The organism is Paraplanobispora siamensis (assembly GCF_016863175.1).
GTDB lineage: Bacteria > Actinomycetota > Actinomycetes > Streptosporangiales > Streptosporangiaceae > Planobispora > Planobispora siamensis.
The window spans coordinates 245,211-263,691 of sequence record NZ_BOOJ01000012.1 but is presented as its reverse complement, the minus strand read 5'-3'; the positions used below and the strand labels follow the sequence as shown (position 1 = coordinate 263,691).

The following is an 18,481-nucleotide window of genomic DNA, read 5'->3' as shown; positions in this document are numbered from 1 at the left end:
TAGGTACGGAAAGCGCTTTCCAAAGGAGGCTCCGCATAATGTCCCCCCGAAGCATCGGCGTCGTGATGAACGGCGTCACCGGCCGCATGGGCTACCGCCAGCACCTGGTCCGGTCGGTCCTGGCCATCAACGAGCAGGGCGGCGTCGCCCTGTCCGACGGCGAGCGGGTCCTGCTCCGGCCGGTGCTCGTGGGCCGGAGCGCCGCGAAGCTGGAGAAGCTCGCCGCCGACCACGGCATCGCCGACTGGACCACCGACCTCGACGCGGCCCTGGCCGACGACGACAACCTGATCTACTTCGACGCCCAGGTCACCCAGGCCCGGGTGAAGGCCGTGCTGAAGGCGATCGAGGCGGGCAAGCACATCTACGCCGAGAAGCCCACCGCCGAGACCGTCGAGGACGCGCTGGCCCTGGCCGACGCCGCCGCCGCGAAGGGCGTCAAGAACGGCGTCGTGCAGGACAAGCTGTTCCTTCCGGGCCTGCTCAAGCTCAAGCGCCTGATCGACGGCGGCTTCTTCGGCCGGATCCTGTCGGTGCGCGGCGAGTTCGGCTACTGGGTCTTCGAGGGCGACTGGCAGGCCGCCCAGCGCCCGTCGTGGAACTACCGCACCGAGGACGGCGGCGGCATCGTGCTGGACATGTTCCCGCACTGGGCCTACGTGCTGGAGAACCTCTTCGGCCGCGTCACCTCGGTCTACGCCCGGGCCGTCACCCACATCCCCGAGCGGGTCGACGAGCAGGGCGAGACCTACACGGCCACCGCCGACGACGCCGCCTACGGCATCTTCGAGCTGGAGGGCGGGGCCGTCGCGCAGATCAACTCCTCCTGGAGCGTCCGGGTGAACCGGGACGAGCTGGTGGAGTTCCAGGTGGACGGCACCCACGGCAGCGCCGTGGCGGGCCTGCGCAACTGCCGCATCCAGCACCGCGCCACCACCCCCAAGCCCGTCTGGAACCCGGACCTGCCGGTCACCGCGCGCTTCCGCGACGACTGGCAGGAGGTGCCCGACAACGCCGAGTTCGACAACGGCTTCAAGATCCAGTGGGAGATGTTCATCCGGCACGTGCTGGAGGACGCCCCGTTCCCGCACGACTTCGCCTCCGGCGCGCGCGGCGTACGCCTGGCCGAGCTGGGCCTGCGCTCCTCCGCCGAGGGCCGCCGCCTCGTGGTGGAGCCGTGACCCGCATCGCGCTCCCCGGCGGGGAGTACACCCTGCGCGAACCGGTGACCTGGGAGCGGCCCGCCGGCCCGCCGCGCAGCCGGATCGTCTACGCCGCCGCGCACGTGGTGGCCGATCCGCTCGGTGACAACACCCCCGGCTCCCCCGCGGCCGTCGACTGGGACGCGACCCTGCGCTTCCGCCGTCACCTGTGGTCGCACGGCCTGCGCGTGGCCGACGCCATGGACACCGCCCAGCGCAACATGGGCCTGGACTGGGCGGCGACGAGCGAGCTGATCCGGCGCAGCGCGGCCGAGGCCGCCGGCTTCGGCGATCCGGCCGCGCTGGTGGCCTGCGGCGCGGGCACCGACCACGCGCCGGACGCCGCGGCCCTCGACGAGGTCGTGGCCGCCTACACCGAGCAGATCGAGACCGTACGGCGGGCGGGCGCCGGGGCCGTCATCATGGCCAGCCGCCAGCTCGCCCGGATCGCCCGGGGGCCCGAGGACTACCACGAGGTCTACGGCAAGCTGCTCTCGGCGGCCGACCGGCCGGTGATCCTGCACTGGCTGGGCGAGATGTTCGACCCGCAGCTGGCGGGCTACTGGGGCTCGCGGGACGTGGCCGAGGCCACCGAGTCGTTCCTGGCGCTGATCCGTGAGCACGCGCCGGCGGTGGACGGGGTCAAGGTCTCGCTGCTGGACGCCGAGCACGAGATCGGCCTGCGGGCGGCGCTGCCGGAGGGGGTCAGGCTCTACACCGGCGACGACTTCAACTACCCGTCGCTGATCGCCTCGGGCAGCCACGCTCTGCTGGGCATCTTCGACGCGATCGCCCCGGCCGCGGCGGCCGCCCTGGCCGCCCTCGACGCCGGGGACACCGTCCGCTACGACGAGATCATGGCCCCGACGGTCCCGCTCTCGCGGAAGATCTTCGAGACGCCGACGTACAACTACAAGACCGGCGTCGTCTTCCTGGCCTGGCTCAACGGCCACCAGGACGCCTTCGCCATGGTCAACGGCGCCCAGTCGGCCCGCTCGATCCTCCACCTGTCCGAGGTCTTCCGCCTGGCCGACCAGGCGGGGCTGCTGGCGGACCCCGAGCTGGCCGTCCACCGGATGCGGTCGCTGCTGGCGGTGAACGGTCTGTGAGTCAGGTGAGCGCGCGGCGGTTCTCGCTGAACCAGTGGACCACCAAGCGGTGGTCGGTGGCCGAGGCGGTCGAGGGGTGCGTGCGGCACGGCGTGGAGGCCATCGGCCTGTGGCGCCAGGACGTCGCCCAGCAGGGCCTGGAGGAGAGCGTGAAGCTGGTGCGCGACGCCGGGCTGCGGGTGTCGTCGCTCTGCCGGGGCGGCTTCCTGACCTCCGGGAGCCCCGAGTCGCTCGACGACAACCGCCGGGCGATCGACGAGGCCGCCGCGCTGGAGGCGGCGTGCCTGGTCATGGTGGTCGGCGGGCTGCCCGGCGTGGTGCCGGACGAGCCGCTGGGCGGCACCGGCCGGGAGGCCGACCGGGACCTGGCCGGGGCCCGGGAGCGGGTCGCCGAGGCGCTGGCCGTCCTGGCCCCCTACGCCGCCGAGCGCGGCGTGCGGCTGGCCCTGGAGCCGCTGCACCCGATGTACTGCGCCGACCGGGCCGTGCTGTCCACCCTCGGCCAGGCGCTCGACCTGGCCGCGCCGTACCCCTCCGAGCAGGTGGGCGTGGTCGTCGACGCCTTCCACGTGTGGTGGGACCCGCAGGTCTTCGAGCAGATCGCGCGGGCCGGGGACCGGATCGCCTCCTACCAGGTGTGCGACTTCCTGCACCCGCTGCCCGCCAACGTGCTGCTGGGCCGGGGCGTGATGGGCGACGGCGTGATCGACTTCGCGCCGCTGACCGAGGCCGTGACCGCGGCGGGCTACACCGGGGACATCGAGGTGGAGATCTTCAACGCCGACGTGTGGGCCGCCGACCCGGACGAGGTCCTGGCCCGGGTGAAGGCGAGGTTCGGCGAGCTCGTCGCCCGCTGAACCACCGGGCGGGCCGCCGTACGACGGTGTGCGGCGGACCCGCCGGGGGCGCGAGGGCCGGAGGGCTCCGGGTTCGGCGTGCTCGGGGGCCGGTGGACTCCGGATTCGGCGGGCTCCGGATTCGGCGGGCTCCGGATCCGGCGGGCTCAGCGCACGGTGATGCTCCGGGTCGGGCAGTGCGACTGCGCCCTGCGTACGGCCTCGCGCAGATCGGCGGGCGGGTTCGGGTCCAGCAGGACCACGAGCCCGTCCTCCTCGCTCTGCGTGAAGACCGCGGGCGCGGCCAGCGCGCACTGGCCGGCGCCGCAGCAGCTCTCCCGGTTCACTGTGACGGCGGTGCCGCCGGCGACGTCGACGGGTTCCACGGTGCTCACCAGGTCACCGGGAGGCTGTGCAGGCCGTGGATGGCCGCGTTCTCCCTGACCCTGACCTCCTCCAGCGGTACGGCCGCCCGCAGCCCCGGGAAGCGCCGCAGCAGCGCCTGGAAGGCGATCTCCAGCTCCAGCCGGGCGAGGTTCTGCCCGAGGCACTGGTGCGGGCCGAAGCCCAGCGCGACGTGCGCGGTCTTGGGCCGGGTGACGTCGAGCCGGTCGGGGTCCTCGCAGAGCGCGGGGTCGCGGTTGGCCGCCGCGAGCGAGGCCAGACCGAACTGCCCCGCCTCGATCTCCTGACCTCCCAGCGTGAGGTCCTCCTTGGCCCCGCGGAATATCACCAGGTCGACGATCGACAGGTACCGCAGCAGCTCGTCGGCCGCTCCCGGCGCCCCCTCCCGGACCAGGGCGAGCTGGTCGGGGTGGTGCAACAGCAGCAGCGTGCCGAGACCGAGCATGTTGGCGGTCGTCTCGTGCCCGGCGAGCAGCAGCAATATCGAGATATGGACCAGTTCCCCATCGGTGAGGACTCCCTCACGGATGAGTTCCCCGATGAGCGCGTCGTCCGGCTCCTCCCGCTTGGCGGCGATCAGCTTCGCCAGGTGGGCGCCGAGCCTCGCCAGGGCGGCGTCCGCCTGCTCGGGCGGGGTGGTCATGTCGACGACCGTGCGGGCGGCCTCCTGGAACTCGGCCCGGTCCTCGTACGGCATGCCGAGCAGCTCGCAGATGACCAGGGAAGGTATCGGCAGCGCGAACTCGGCGACCAGGTCCACCGGGCGGGGCAGGCGCTCCATCGCGTCCAGCCGCTCGGCGACGATCTGCTCGATCCTGGGCCGGAGCCGGTTCATCCGCTGGACGGTGAAGTGGGCGGTGAGCATGCGCCGGTAGCGCGCGTGCTCCGGGGCGTCCATGCTGATGAACATCCCGGGCTCGGGCTCCGCCATGTGCAGGGGCTGCTCCGGGCTGAGGCCGCCGTCCACCGAGGAACTCCACCGGGGGTCGGCGAGCATCCGCCGGACCAGGTCATGACTGGTGACCAGCCAGAGCTCGGTGCCGTCGAGCGGCATCACGCGCCGGGTGACCGGTTCGGCGGCGCGCAGCCCGGCCAGGCCGGGAGGCGGGTCGAACGGGCAGGTCCTCCTGATCGGGACTTCGAAGAGCCCGGAGTCCGCGGAGGACCCGGGGCCCGGAGAGGACGCGGAGTCCGCGAAGCGCCCGGGGTGATCCGGATTCCCGGAAGGACCGGCGGGCTCCGGCCGCGGAGAACGCCCGGATGGCTCCGGGATCCCGGAGCGCGGGGAGTTCCCGGGCGGCTCCGCGACCTCGGGATGCGGGGAGTGCTCAAGGCGCGCGGAGTGTCCGGAAATTTCAGGATTCGGTGTCATGTCCTCCACGGTGGGCGAGGGCGCTCACCGCGAGCCGACCCGGCGCTGACAACCACCGCGTCACCGCGGTGAGCGCCGCGTCACCGGTCATCCCGGCGCCCTCGTCATAGGCCGTGCCGTACCCGGCCTCGCCCAGTACGGCCCGCGCGCGGCGGCCCGTCTCCCGGACCTCGGGGTCGCAGATCGCCAGCCCACGCAGCGCGCACGCCGCTCCCAGCAGGAACGCCGACCGCTCGGCGTCCCCGCAGGCCAGCAACAGGTTCGCCAGTCCTTCGACGGCCGACGCCGCGGACGGCCGGTCCCCGGCGCCGGCGGCCAGGCGGAACGCCTCCCGGTGGTACCGCAGCGAGGTCCCGAGGTCGCCCCGGCTCTCCGCGACCCGCCCGAGGCCGATCAGAGCCCGCGCCCGGGCCTGCTCCACCCCGCCCCAGCGCGGCTCGCATCCCGCCAAGGCCAGCTCGTAGAGCTCCCCGGCCTCATCCACCCGGCCGCGGCGACGGGCCACGGCCGCCAGGCCGAGCCGGACCGTGACCCAGACCTCGGGGACGTCGAGCCCGCGGGCGATCCTCGCCGCCTCCCCGCAGTCGGCCGCGGCGGCCGCCAACGCCCCGGCGTCCCCGGTGCGCAGGCGCTCGGCGGCGCGGCTGCACAGCAGGAAGACCCGGTCCTCGGGCGAGCCGATCTGCTCGATCAGGTCCATGGCCCGCTCGACGGTCGCCACGGCCCGCCGGTGCTCGCCCCGCCATCCCTGCGGCTCGGCCGTCGACAGCAGCGCCTGGGCCATGCCCCAGCGGTCGCCCCGGTCGGCGAACCCCTCCAGCGACCGGGCGAACTCCTCCTCGGCCTCCGTCACCCGGCCGGAGTTCAGCCGGACGAAACCGAGGATCAGCCGGGCCATCGCACGGGTCCACGGGTCGGAGCTGGTGGTGGACCGCAGGACGTCCTCTCCGACGACTCCGTACTCCCCCCGGGCGATGGTGACGAGAGAGCCGATCATGAGCAGCATCGGGTGCCGGGGCGAGGGCGGCAGGGCCCGGACGAGCCGCTCCGCCTGGTCGATCATGTTCAGGGCCGAAGTGTTCACGACCGCCACGGCGAGCACGCACATGACGTACTCCTCCTCCATGCCGGGCGGCGGCGTCCGGCCGACCGCGGCGAGGGTTCTCTCCGCGAACACCCGGCCCTCCATCCGCATGCCGCGCAGCGTCCAGTACCACCACAGCGCGGCGACCAGCCGCAGCGCCTGCCCGTCCCGCCCGGAATCGGCGGCCCGGCGCAGCGCGGCGCGTATCTCGTCATCCTCGGCCGCCAGCCGCCGCAGCCAGACCAACTGGTCCCGGCCGTGCAATTCCGGAGCGGCCCGCTCGGCGAGCGCGGTGAGATAGCCGGCATGGGCCTCGCGAACCCGCTCCTCCTCCCCCGACTCGGCCAGGCGCTCGGCGCAGAAGGCCCGGATGGTCTCCAGCATCCGGTAGCGGCCCCCCGCCACCTCGATCAGCGACTTGTCCACGAGCGCGGCCAGCAGGTCGAGGGCGTCCCGTCCGCCCAGGGCGCCCGCGGCGTCGGGGACGCCGGAAGCACGCGGGGCCCCGTCTCCGCGGACGAGGTCTCCGCAGACGTGCTCGGCGGCCTCCAGGCTGGCGTCGCGGGCGAACACCGCGAACCGCCGGGCGAAGACCCGCTCCGGCTCCTCCAGCAGGTCCCAGCTCCACGCCACGACCGCGCGGAGCGTGCGGTGCCGGGGCAGCGCCGTACGGCTGCCGCCGGTGAACAGCCGGAACCGGTCGTCCAGCCGGTCGGCGACCTCCCCGGCGTCCATCGAGCGCAGCCGGGCCGCGGCCAGCTCGATCGCCAGGGGCAGACCGTCCAGGGCCCGGCAGATCCGCATCAGCGCCTCGTCTCCGGCGTCTCCGGCGTCTCCGGCGTCCGCGGTGCCGAAGCCGGGCCGTACGGCGGCCGCCCGGTCGCGCAGCAGCCGCAGGGCGAGCTCCTCCGGCAGCGGGTGCACCGGGAACAGCACCTCCCCGGTGATGCCGAGCGGCTCGCGGCCGGTCGCCAGCACCCGCACCCCGGGACAGGCCGCGAGCAGCCGGTCGGCCAGGCGGGCGGCGGCCTCCACGACGTGCTCGCAGTTGTCCAGGACCAGCACCAGGTCCCGGCCGGACAGCGCGGCGACGAGCCTCTCCTCCGGCTCGGGGGTGCGGGTCACGCGGAGCGCGGTCTCCCGGACGCCGAGCTCGCCGAGCAGCATCCGCGGCAGGTCGCGGCCGTCGCCCAGGTGGGCCAGCTCGGCGAAGCAGACCTCGCCGTCGAGCCCGGCGGCCGTCTCGGCCGCGAGCCTGGTCTTGCCCACCCCTCCGGGACCGGTCAGCGTGACCAGCCGCCGCTCCCGCAGCAGCTCGCGGAGGCGCCGGAGGTCCTCCTGCCGCCCGACGAAGCTGGTGAGCTGGGCCCGGACGCCGCGCCTGACCGGCTCCCCGGCCGCTCCCCCGGCCGGTCCGCCGGACGGCCCTCCGAACGGCTCGGTCCCGCGCAGGATCGCCAGGTGCGTCCCGGCCAGGGCGGGTGAGGGGTCGGCGCCCAGCTCCCCGGCCAGCACGCGCCGGGTGTCCTCGAAGACGGCCAGGGCCTCGGCCTGCCGCCCCTCCGCCTGCAGTGCCCGCATGAGCAGCGCGCACAGCCGCTCCCGGAGCGGGTGTGCGGCCAGCAGCGCCCGCATCTCGGCGACCGACCCGCCGCCCGCCTCGAACCTGTCCTCCAGGGCGCCGAGCCGCACCTCCTCCAGCCGCCCGGCCAGCGGTTCGGGCACCGGTCCGCGCCACAGCGCCAGCGCCTCCTCCACGAGGGTGAGCGCCCCGCGGCGGTCACCGGCCGCCAGCGCGCTGCGGCCCTCCCGCGCCAGCCGCTCGAACCGGTGCGCGTCTACGTCCTCGGGCCGGGCCGCGATCCGGTAGCCGGACGGGAGCAGCTCGACGGCGACGCCGAGCCTGCGGAGCCGGGAGATCTGCGAGTGCAGGGAACGCTGGGCGCCGGACGGAGGACGCCCGCCGTACAGGACGTCGATCAGGCGGTCGGCGGAGACCGTCGTGCCGGGTTCGGCCAGGAGCGCGACCAGCAACGCGCGCAGCCCCGGCCCCGGGATCTCGACGGGCTCGCCGCCCTCGCCCACCAGACGGACGGGGCCCAGCACCTCGAAGCGCATGATTCGATTCTCACCGCCGGGCCCGTGACCCGCGCGCCGCCGGTCCCGGAGGGCGGGGTTACTCCAGGCGGCGGGTGCTCTCGCGGATGACCACCTCTCCGGCCACCCGCTCGGTCCTGGCCCGCTCCGCCGGGTCGAGGGCCAGCTCCATCGCCCGGGCGCCCATGTCCGCCAGCGGGAGCCGTACGGTCGACAGCGGCGGGACCAGGTCCCTGAGGGTGGCGATGTCGTCGAACCCGGCGACGGAGACGTCCTGGGGCACGCGGACGCCGCGGTCCCTGAAGGCCGCCAGCGCGCCCATCGCCATCACGTCGTTGACGGCGAACACGCAGGTGATCTCCTTGCCCGCCTCCGCGAGCCCGGCCGCCGCCGCGTAACCGCCGTCGCGGTCGAAGGTGCCGTGCACGATCCGCGGCTCCGGCAGGCCGAGCGCGGCCAGCGCCCGGGAGAAGCCGGTCGTGCGGTCGCGGGCGGTGACCAGCCCGGCGGGCCCGGCGAGTACGGCGAAGCGCCGGTGCCCGAGGCCGGCCAGGGCCCGGGCCAGTTCGGCGGCGCCCTCGGCGTTGCCGGGCGCCACCGTGTCGGCGCCGAGCAGGTCCTGACCCACGCAGGCGACCTGGCCGCCGCTCTCGCGGTAGCGGTCGAGCTCCTGGCGCAGCCGCCGGGTCACCTGGGCGTCGTCGAGCCGGGATCCGGTCAGCAGGACGGCGCGCACCCGCTGCGCGTTCAGGGTCGAGACGTAGGCGATCTCCCGCTCGGGGTCCCGGTGCGTGGTGCCCACCATGACCATCAGGCCCCGGCTCTCGGCCACCCGCATCGCCCCGTCGGCGATCGCGGCGAAGTAGGGGTCGACCAGGTCGTGCACCACCAGGCCGATCACGTTGCCGGCGCCGCGCGCCAGCGTCTGGGCCGCGACGTTCGCCCGGTAGCCGAGCTGTTCGGCGGCCAGCTCGACCTTGGCCCGCAGCGGCGCGCCCACCTGACGGGTGCTGCCGTTGAGCACCCGCGAGGCGGTGGCGAGCGAGACTCCCGCGTGCTTGGCGACATCCTCGAGCGTGACCACAGGCGACCTCCAGGAAAACGATTTCCAAGTCTGCCAGACGATCACCTCCCGCGCATCCGGCCCAGCCGCGGGGAAGGCTCCGCCCTCGCCCCCGATTCTCCGCCTCCACCGGGCCCTCGCGCACCCCGGACGGACCGAGTGTTGTTACTGGCGAGTAGCATGGGGAGGGTAGCCACCCAGCAACGAGGAGCTAACCCCGTGCCTTCGTCTCGTGACGTCGTATTCGTCGACGGAGTGCGCACGCCTTTCGGCAAGTCGGGCCCCAAGGGCCTGTACGCCGAGACGCGCGCCGACGACCTGGTGATCCGCGTCATCCGCGAGCTGATTCGGCGTAATCCGAACCTGCCGCCGGAGCGCGTCGACGAGGTGGCCATCGCGGCCACGACCCAGATCGGCGACCAGGGGCTGACCATCGGCCGCTCCGCCGCCGTCCTGGCCGGACTGCCCAAGAGCGTCCCCGGTTACGCGATCGACCGCATGTGCGCCGGCGCCATGACCGCGGTGACCTCCGTCGCGGGCGGCATCGCCTTCGGCGCCTACGACGTGGCCATCGCCGGCGGCGTCGAGCACATGGGCCGCCACCCGATGGGCGAGGGCGTCGACCCGAACCCGCGGTTCGTGGCCGAGCAGATCGTGGACGGCTCCGCCCTGGTCATGGGCATGACCGCGGAGAACCTGCACGACCGCTACCCGACCGTCACCAAGGAGCGCGCGGACGCCTTCGCCCTCGCCTCGCAGGAGAAGGTCGCCAAGGCCTACGCCGACGGCAAGATCCAGCCCGACCTGGTCCCGGTGGCCGTGCGCTCCGCCGAGAGGGGCTGGGGCCTGGCCACCGCCGACGAGGCTCCCCGTCCCGGCACCACGCTGGACGGCCTGGGCACGCTGAAGACCCCGTTCCGCCCGCACGGCCGGGTCACCGCGGGCAACGCCTCCGGCATCAACGACGGCGCCACCGGCTGCATCGTGGCCGCCGCCGACGTCGCCGAGGAGCTGGGCCTGGCGCCGAAGATGCGCCTGGTCTCCTACGCCTTCGCGGGCGTGGACCCCGAGGTCATGGGCGTCGGCCCGATCCCGTCCACCGAGCGCGCGCTGCGCCTGGCCGGGCTGTCCATCGACGACATCGGCCTGTTCGAGATCAACGAGGCGTTCGCCGTCCAGGTGCTGGCCTTCCTGGAGCACTTCGGCATCGCCGACGACGACTCCCGCGTGAACCCGTACGGCGGTGCGATCGCCTTCGGTCACCCGCTGGCCTCCTCGGGCGTGCGGCTGATGACCCAGCTCGCCCGCGAGTTCGGCGAGCGCCCCGACGTCCGCTACGGCATCACCACGATGTGCGTCGGCATGGGCATGGGCGGAACGGTCATCTGGGAGAACCTCGCCTGGGAAGGTGCGAAGCAGTGAGCGAGCGCAGCGAGCGAGCCAGTGAGTACAGCGACTCGGCGAATGCCCCGACGAGCCGCCAGGCGAGGAGGTAACGGCATGAGCATCAAGGAACTCTTCGCTGACGAGGTCGTCACCAAGGCGATCGTCCGCGACGTCGAGCTGCCGTACGGCGCGGGCACCATGGCCCTGATCACGCTGGACAACGGCTTCGACCACACCAAGCCCTCCACCTTCGGCCCCGGCGGCCTGACCTCGCTCAACGAGGCCATCGACGCCGTCGCCGGCCGGACCGACCTGGCCGCGGTGGGCGTCGTCGGCAAGCCGTTCATCTTCGCTGTCGGCGCCGACCTCAAGGGCGCCGCCCTGGTCTCCGAGCGCGAGCAGGCGCTGGCCATCGGCAAGCTGGGCCACGACGTGTTCCGTCGCCTCGGCGAGCTGTCGGTGCCGTCGTTCGCGTTCGTCAACGGCGCGGCGATGGGCGGCGGCCTGGAGGTCGCCCTGCACTGCACCTACCGGACCATCTCCTCCGGCGTGCCCGCGGTGGCCCTGCCCGAGTGCTTCCTCGGCCTGGTACCCGGCTGGGGCGGCACCCAGCTGCTGCCGCGCCTGATCGGCCCTATGAGCGCGCTCAAGCTGATCATCGAGAACCCGCTCGCGCAGAACCGCATGATCAAGGGCCGGGACGCCTTCAAGCTCGGCATCGCCGACGCGATGTTCGAGGCCGCCGACTTCCTGGAGGAGTCGCTGCGCTGGGCCGCCCAGGTGCTGCGCGGCGAGGTGACGGTCTCCCGTACCGACCACACCGCCGCCGACTGGTCCAAGACGATCGCCGACGCCCGCTTCCTGCTCGACATGAAGCTGCGCGGCGCCAACCCGGCCCCCTACCGGGCGCTGGAGCTGGTCGAGCTGGCCCGCACCGCCTCCCGCGACGAGGGCTTCGACGCCGAGGACCAGGCCCTGGCCGACCTGCTGATGGGCGACGAGCTGCGCGCCGGGCTGTACTCCTTCGACCTGGTGCAGCGCCGCGCCAAGCGGCCCGCCGGGGCGCCGGACAAGTCGCTGGCCCGCAAGGTCACCAAGGTGGGCGTCGTCGGCGCGGGCCTGATGGCCTCGCAGATGGCGCTGCTGTTCGCCCGCCGCCTGGAGGTCCCGGTCGTCCTGACCGACCTGGACCAGGCCCGCCTGGACAAGGGCGTCGCCTACGTCCACGCCGAGGTCGACAAGCTGCTCGGCAAGGGCCGCATCTCCGGCGACCAGGCCAACCGGCTCAAGGCCCTGGTGACCGGCTCGCTGACCAAGGACGCCTTCGCCGACGCCGACTTCGTCATCGAGGCCGTCTTCGAGGACATGAAGGTCAAGCAGAAGGTGTTCGCCGAGGTCGAGGCCGTGGTCTCCGAGACCTGCGTGCTGGCGACCAACACCTCCTCGCTCTCCCTCACCGAGATGGGCTCGGAGCTGAGGCACCCCGAGCGCCTGGTGGGCTTCCACTTCTTCAACCCGGTCGCGGTCATGCCGCTGCTGGAGATCATCCGCGGCCACGCCACGGACGACGCCACGCTGGCCACCGCGTTCGCGGTCGGCAAGTCGCTGAAGAAGTCCAGCGTGCTGGTCAAGGACGCCCCGGCGTTCGTCGTCAACCGGCTGCTGACCCGCTTCATGGGCGAGGTCATCACCGCCGTGGACGAGGGCACCCCGCTGGAGGTCGCCGACCACGCGCTCGACGACCTGGGCCTGCCGATGACCCCGTTCGCGCTGCTGCAGCTGGTCGGCCCGGCCGTCGGCCTGCATGTCTCCGAGACGCTGCACGCCGCCTTCCCCGAGCGCTTCGGCGTCTCGCAGAACATGGCCAAGCTGGTCGCGGCGGGCAAGCCCGGCGTCTACGGCGCCGACTTCTCCCTCGACCCCGAGGCGGTGGCGATCTTCTCCGGCGGGACCTCCCCGTCCACGGCCGAGCAGGTGCGCGAGCGCGTGCTGCGGGCCCTGGAGCAGGAGATCCGCATCATGCTGGAGGAGGGCGTGGTCGCCGCGGCGCAGGACATCGACCTGTGCATGATCCTGGGCGCGGGCTGGCCGTTCCACCTGGGCGGCATCACCCCTTACCTGGACCGCGCCGGCATCGCCCGGCCGCGGTTCCTGGAGCCGGGCGTGGCCTCCGTCCCCGCCTGACCCGTTCCGCTCCCCGCCCTCCGTCCCCTGCCCGGGACGGAGGGCGGACGCGTTTCTCCCGGTCGTTCTGTGGATTATCACGCAGTCGTTGTGTGGATTATGCGGAGGTGAGCGATCCGTCCCGGCGGCATCGTCGGGTGCGCCGGCCGCGGTGGCCGGTGACCCGGACGGCCCGCCTCGGCGGGCTCTCGCCCACGGGAGACCGCCATGACCACCCTCCGCTCCGCGCCCCCGGCCCTCATCCCGCCCGCCGCCGGCACGCCGCAGGCCGCGGCGCCCGGCCCGCGGCGGATCGGGTGGGCCGACACCGCCAAGGGCGTGTGCATCCTGCTGGTGGTCCTGTGGCACGTGGTCGCCAAGCAGTACCTCCAGCTCGACTGGCGGCTCGCCCTGCCGGTCCCGGGAGCGTGGGGCGCCCTGGGCGAGCTGCTCCTGCCGTTGCGGATGCCGCTGTTCTTCGCCATCTCGGGCATGTTCGCGCTCGGCGCGGTGAACCGGCCGTGGCGGGTGGTCGCCCGGTCGCGGGTGGCCAGGTTCCTGTACCTGTACGTCCTGTGGCTGCTGGTCCACACCGCGCTGCTGAGCACGACGCCGGACTTCCCCACCGACCGGGCCACGAGCGCGACCGGGCTGCTGGAGCAGCTCACGGTCACGCCGTCCAACCTGTGGTACCTGTACGCGCTGGCGCTGTACTTCGTGATCGCCAAGCTGACCCGGCGCTTCCCGCGGATCCTCGTGCTGGGTCCGGCCCTGGCGCTGTCGGTCCTCGCCTCCGCCGACCTGGTCGCGGCGCCCGGCAACCGCGCCGGGCTGTACCAGAACCTGGTGTTCTTCCTGGTCGGGCTGTACTTCCGCCCGGCCGTCGAGCGGCTGGCCGCGGCGGCGGACTGGAGGCTGCTCGTCCTGACCGGGGGCGTGTACGGCTCGGCGCTGCTGGCCATGACCGTCACGCGCTCCCAGGACGTCCCGGGCGTGTGGCCCCTCGTCTCGGCGACCGCCACGGTCTTCGGTGTGACCGCGGCGGCCGTGCTGAGCCGCTGGAACGCCCTGGCGAGGCTGCTGACGGGCATCGGCCGGCAGACGTTGCCGATCTACGTCGTGCACATGCCGGTCCTCGCGCTGCTCGGCCTGGCGCTGGCCGGGCCGCTGTCCCGGCTCGAGGGCCCGTGGCCGACCGTCGTCGCCGTCGTCCAGCCGCTCGTCCTGACCGGCGCCGTCACCTGGATCTGCCTCCTGCTGCACCGGGTGCTGGGCGCGGCCGGGGCCGGGCGTGTCCTGTTCGACATGCCCGGCCGCCGGACGGAGCGCGGGCCCGCCCCTCAGCCGTCCTTCACCGAGCCGCCCATCGGCCGGTCGGCCACGCGGCTGTGGCGGTAGCCGTACAGGAAGTAGATCACGACCCCGACGAGCATCCACGCCAGGAAGCGCAGCCAGGTCTCCACCGGAAGGTTGATCATCAGGTAGAGGCAGGCCAGCACCGACAGGATGGGCACCAGCGGGACCAGCGGGGTGCGGAAGGAGCGCGGCAGGTCGGGCCGGGTGCGGCGCAGGATCACCACCGCGATCGAGACGACCACGAACGCGAAGAGCGTGCCGATGTTGACCAGCTCGGCGATCGTGGACAGCGGCACCAGCCCGGCCAGGATCGCGATGATCACGCCCAGCAGGATGGTGATCCGGTACGGCGTGCCGTACACCGGGTGCACCCTGGCCAGGCCGCGGGGCAGCAGGTTGTCGCGGCACATGGAGAACATCACCCGCGACTGGCCCAGCATGAGGATCATCACGACCGTGGTCAGACCGGCCAGCGCGCCGATGCTGATCAGCGTCGCCGCCCAGGTCTGGCCGACCGCCTTGAACGCGTCGGCGAGCGGGGCGGCCTCGCTCAGCTCCCGGTACGGCTGCATGCCGACGACGACCAGGGAGACCGCCACGTACAGGATCGTGCAGATGACCAGCGAGGCGATGATGCCGATCGGCAGGTCCCGCTGCGGCCTGCGGGTCTCCTCGGCGGCGGTGGCCACCACGTCGAAGCCGATGTAGGCGAAGAACACGATCGCGGCGGCGCTGAAGATGCCCATGACGCCGAAGGCCACCGGGGTGATCCCGAACATCACCTGGATCAGCGGCGCGGACAGCCCCTCGACGGCCGGGGTCTGCTCGGCGGGCGGGATGAACGGCGTGTAGTTGGCGCCCTCGACGAAGAACAGTCCCGCCAGGATGACCAGCAGGATCACTGTGACCTTGATCGCGACCACGGCCAGGTTGAGCCGCGACGACAGCTTCACCCCGGCCACCAGCACCGCGGTGAGGACCAGCACGATGAGCGCGGCGGGCAGGTTGAAGACCGGATCGTCGCCCGCCAGCGAGGCGGGCAGGTTGATGCCGAAGGACGACAGCAGCGAGGCCAGGTATCCCGACCAGCCCACCGCGACGACCGCGGCGCCGAGCATCATCTCCAGGATGAGGTCCCACCCGATGATCCAGGCGGGGAACTCGCCCAGTGTCGCGAAGGAGAAGGTGTAGGCCGAACCGGCCACCGGGACGGTGGAGGCGAACTCGGCGTAGCAGAGCGCCGCCAGCGCGCAGACGACCGCGGCCGCCACGAACGACAGGGCGACCGAGGGCCCGGCCAGCTCCTTGGCCACCCTGCCGGTGAGCACGAAGATGCCGGTCCCCACGATGACGCCGATGCCGAACACGGTCAGGTCGAGCGCCGTGAGCTCCTTTCTCAGCCGATGCTCCGGCGCCTCGGTGTCCGAGATGGACTGCTCGACCGACTTCACGCGGAACACGCTCATCGGGTACACCTCCCGGGGTCGTGTGATCACCCGGGTGCTTCCCCCTCGACCGGCGGGTCATGCGGATCCGGAACGTACGGATGTCCGCTCCGGAGACACCCGGCCGGGCCGAAACCCCGGCGCGGGGCGGACCGGGGGGCGGGGCGGACCGGGGGGCGGAGGGCGGTGCGGGAAAGTAAGGGTTCTTCTCGGGGTAAGTCCGGATCTGCTCGAAGGCTCGGGCGAGGAGGATGGGCAGCATGATCCTGGACATATTGGGCCAGCTGGATCCCGTCCTGGTGGGCGGGGTCCTGATGGCCGTGCTGGCGCTGGACAACACCCTGCTGACCGGACTGGTGATCCCCGCCGACGCGTCGATCATCGTGGCCGGCGCCGCGCTGACGAGCCCGGCCGAGATCGCGCTGGTCGCGGCGGCCGGTACGGCCGGCTGCTTCCTGGGGGCCAGCGGCGGCTGGCTGCTGGGCCGCCGGTACGGCTCGCGGGTCCGCCACAGCAGGGCCGGACGGTGGATCGGGGAACACCGCTGGGCCCGCGCCGAACGGATCGCCACGGGCGACGGCGGCGGTCCCGCCCTGGCCGCCGCCCACTTCCTTCCGGTGGTGAACGCGCTGACCCCGATCCTCGCCGGGACGCTGGGCATGCCGTACCGGAGCTTCATCCGCTGGGCGCTGGCGGGCGGGGCCGTCTGGGTGACGACCTATCTGACGCTGGGATCCCTGGCTGCGGACTTCATGCGCGACAACCAGCACCTGACGGTGCCCCTGGCCGCGTGCGCCGCCCTGCTCGCCGTGGGCCTGGCCGTCATCACCCGGCGGACCCGCGCGTCCAGGAACGCGCGGGCGGCCTCCGGGAGCTCCGGCGGATCCGGCGAGCCGGGGCCCGCCGGATCCGGTGCCGCCGGGATCAGCGGGCCGGGTGGTTCTCCAGGACAGGAGAGCGCTTCGCGACCGCCTCGGTGACCTCCCGGGCGATGTCCTGGGCGGTCAGGCCGATCTCGGTGAGGATCTTCGCCCGCTTGGCGTGGTCCAGGAAGCGCTGCGGGATGCCGTAGGTGCGCACCGGGACGTCCACGTCGGCGTCGCGCAGCATCCTGGCCACCGCGTCGCCGACGCCGCCCACCCGGCCGTTGTCCTCGACCACCACGACCAGCTTGTGCGCCTTGGCGGCCAGCACCAGCGCCTCGTCCAGCGGCTTGACCCAGCGCGGGTCCACCACGGTGGCGGAGATCCCCTGTGCGTCGAGCAGCCCGGCCGCCTCCATGCACGTCTCGGCCATCGGGCCCACCGAGACGATCAGCACGTCGGGGTCGCCCGCGCGCAGCACGTCCATCCCGCCGAGCTTGCCGACGGCCTCGATCTCGGGGCCGACCGGGCCCTTGGGGAAGCGCACGACGGTGGGGCCGTCGTCGACCGCCACGGCCTCGGCGAGCAGTTCGCGCAGGCGCGGCTCGTCGCGCGGCACCGCGATGGCCAGGCCCGGCACGACCTGCAGGATCGACAGGTCCCACATGCCGTTGTGGCTGGCGCCGTCGTCGCCGGTGACGCCCGCCCGGTCGAGCACCACGGTGACCGGGAGCCTGTGCAGGGCGACGTCCATCAGCAGCTGGTCGAAGGCCCGGTTGAGGAAGGTGGCGTAGACCGCCACCACCGGGTGCAGCCCGCCGAGCGCCAGGCCGGCGGCGCTGGTCAGCGCGTGCTGCTCGGCGATGCCGACGTCGTAGAGCCGGTCGGGGTAGGCCTCGGAGAACGGGATCAGACCGGTCGGGCCGAGCATCGCGGCGGTGATCGCCACGATGTCCTGCCGCTCGGCGCCGAGCCGTACGATCTCCTGGCTGAACACGTTGGTCCAGCCGTGCGGCTTGGGCTTCTCCTCGCCGGTCAGCGGGTCGAAGACGCCGGGCGAGTGGAAGCAGTCCTCCCCGTGGTTCTCGGCCGGGGAGTAGCCGAAGCCCTTCTTGGTCAGCACGTGCACGATGACCGGGCGGCGGAAGTCGCGCGCCTTGCGCAGCGCGGCCTCCACGGCCTGCTCGTCGTGGCCGTCGACCAGGCCGATGTACTTCAGGCCGAGGTCCTCGAACATGACCTGCGGGGCCAGGACGTCCTTGAGGCCCTTCTTGACGCCGTGCAGCGCGTCGTAGACGGGGGCGCCGACCAGAGGCACCTTCGTCAGGTTGTCCTTGACGAAGTCGAGCACGTCCTCGTAGCGCTGGGTGGCGCGCAGTGAGGCCAGGTGGTTGGCCAGGCCGCCGATGGTCGGCGAGTAGGAGCGGCCGTTGTCGTTGACCACGATGATCAGCGGCAGGTCCTTGTGCCCGGCGATGTTGTTGAGCGCCTCCCAGGCCATGCCGCCGGTGAGCGCGCCGTCGCCGATCACCGCGACGACCGAGCGGTCGCTCTCACCGCGCAGCTTGTAGGCCTTGGCCAGGCCGTCGGCGTACGACAGCGCGGTGGAGGCGTGGGAGTTCTCGATGATGTCGTGCTCGGACTCGGCCCGGCTGGGGTAGCCGGACAGGCCGCCCTCCTGGCGGAGCCCGTCGAACAGCCCGGCGCGGCCGGTGAGCATCTTGTGCACGTACGCCTGGTGGCCGGTGTCCCACAGGATGCGGTCGCGCGGCGAGTCGAAGACACGGTGCAGTGCGACGGTCAGCTCGACCACGCCGAGGTTGGGGCCGAGGTGCCCGCCGGTACGGGCGGTGGAGGCGACGAGCAGGTCCCTGATCTCGGCCGCGAGCCGGGGGAGCTCGTCGGCCGCCATCAGCTTGAGGTCCCGTGGTCCCTTGACCGACTCCAGAAGACTGCCCGGCCGTGCGGTCCGCTCGCTCACGGAATCATCCCCTCTGTCCAGTCATCTTCAAAGCGAGTCTAGTTCGCCCCCCAGGCAGTGCCGCCCATCGAGGGAGAACCTGCATGCTTTATTCACACATGTCATAACCTTTTGCACAC

General features: G+C 73.0%; 13 protein-coding genes. 7 read left to right on the top strand and 6 right to left on the bottom strand.

Annotation, left to right across the window (positions count from 1 at the left end; all coding sequences use genetic code 11):
* The first annotated feature begins 38 nt into the window (after positions 1-38).
* Genes Psi01_RS06755 through Psi01_RS06745 form a run of 3 tightly spaced genes read left to right on the top strand, consistent with a single transcriptional unit; the run spans position 39 to position 3,168 of the window.
* Entirely contained in the window at positions 39-1,181 is a 1,143-nt protein-coding gene (locus Psi01_RS06755) for a Gfo/Idh/MocA family protein (protein WP_204063059.1), read from the top strand.
* Complete coding sequence (locus tag Psi01_RS06750; protein ID WP_204063058.1) at positions 1,178-2,311, top strand: dihydrodipicolinate synthase family protein; 1,134 nt, start codon at positions 1,178-1,180, stop codon at positions 2,309-2,311. The genes Psi01_RS06755 and Psi01_RS06750 overlap by 4 nt, the downstream gene beginning before the upstream one ends.
* Entirely contained in the window at positions 2,308-3,168 is an 861-nt protein-coding gene (locus Psi01_RS06745; protein WP_204063057.1) for a sugar phosphate isomerase/epimerase family protein, read from the top strand. The genes Psi01_RS06750 and Psi01_RS06745 overlap by 4 nt, the downstream gene beginning before the upstream one ends.
* 146 nt (positions 3,169-3,314) lie before the next feature.
* Here the strand turns inward: Psi01_RS06745 and Psi01_RS06740 are convergent, their stop codons facing one another.
* From Psi01_RS06740 to Psi01_RS06725, 4 genes are all read right to left on the bottom strand, one after another.
* The gene (locus Psi01_RS06740) at positions 3,315-3,542 is read right to left on the bottom strand and encodes a ferredoxin (protein WP_239127203.1); all 228 of its coding nucleotides are present in this window, start codon (positions 3,540-3,542) and stop codon (positions 3,315-3,317) included.
* On the bottom strand, positions 3,539-4,606 hold the full coding sequence (locus tag Psi01_RS06735; RefSeq protein ID WP_204063056.1) for a cytochrome P450: 1,068 nt from the start codon (positions 4,604-4,606) through the stop codon (positions 3,539-3,541). The genes Psi01_RS06740 and Psi01_RS06735 overlap by 4 nt, the downstream gene beginning before the upstream one ends.
* Positions 4,607-4,907: 301 nt before the next feature.
* A complete protein-coding gene (locus Psi01_RS06730; protein WP_204063055.1) occupies positions 4,908-8,126 on the bottom strand; it encodes an ATP-binding protein in 3,219 nt (1,072 codons plus the stop codon).
* A 58-nt stretch (positions 8,127-8,184) separates the two neighbouring features.
* A complete protein-coding gene (locus Psi01_RS06725) occupies positions 8,185-9,189 on the bottom strand; it encodes a LacI family DNA-binding transcriptional regulator (RefSeq protein ID WP_204063054.1) in 1,005 nt (334 codons plus the stop codon).
* A 198-nt stretch (positions 9,190-9,387) separates the two neighbouring features.
* Between Psi01_RS06725 and Psi01_RS06720 the strand changes: the two genes are divergently transcribed.
* From Psi01_RS06720 to Psi01_RS06710, 3 genes are all read left to right on the top strand, one after another.
* On the top strand, positions 9,388-10,590 hold the full coding sequence (locus Psi01_RS06720; protein WP_204063053.1) for a thiolase family protein: 1,203 nt from the start codon (positions 9,388-9,390) through the stop codon (positions 10,588-10,590).
* Between the two features lie 78 nt (positions 10,591-10,668).
* Positions 10,669-12,738 carry a 3-hydroxyacyl-CoA dehydrogenase NAD-binding domain-containing protein gene (locus Psi01_RS06715; RefSeq protein WP_204063052.1) on the top strand — a complete coding sequence of 690 codons (2,070 nt, stop codon included), beginning with the start codon at positions 10,669-10,671 and terminating at the stop codon, positions 12,736-12,738.
* A gap of 207 nt (positions 12,739-12,945) precedes the next feature.
* Positions 12,946-14,115 carry an acyltransferase family protein gene (locus tag Psi01_RS06710; RefSeq protein WP_204063051.1) on the top strand — a complete coding sequence of 390 codons (1,170 nt, stop codon included), beginning with the start codon at positions 12,946-12,948 and terminating at the stop codon, positions 14,113-14,115.
* On the opposite strand, the gene Psi01_RS06705 is transcribed toward Psi01_RS06710, so the two are convergent.
* Positions 14,058-15,539 carry an amino acid permease gene (locus tag Psi01_RS06705; protein WP_204063050.1) on the bottom strand — a complete coding sequence of 494 codons (1,482 nt, stop codon included), beginning with the start codon at positions 15,537-15,539 and terminating at the stop codon, positions 14,058-14,060. The two genes, Psi01_RS06710 and Psi01_RS06705, sit on opposite strands and share 58 nt — an antisense overlap.
* 230 nt (positions 15,540-15,769) lie before the next feature.
* Here Psi01_RS06705 and Psi01_RS06700 point away from each other — a divergent pair, with 230 nt between their 5' ends.
* Positions 15,770-16,498: a DedA family protein gene (locus Psi01_RS06700; RefSeq protein ID WP_204063049.1), complete on the top strand. Its 729-nt coding sequence runs from the start codon at positions 15,770-15,772 to the stop codon at positions 16,496-16,498.
* On the opposite strand, the gene dxs is transcribed toward Psi01_RS06700, so the two are convergent.
* Positions 16,443-18,362, bottom strand: a complete 1,920-nt coding sequence (dxs, locus tag Psi01_RS06695) for a 1-deoxy-D-xylulose-5-phosphate synthase (RefSeq protein ID WP_204063048.1) — start codon at positions 18,360-18,362, stop codon at positions 16,443-16,445. The genes Psi01_RS06700 and dxs overlap by 56 nt on opposite strands.
* Positions 18,363-18,481 lie beyond the last annotated feature (119 nt).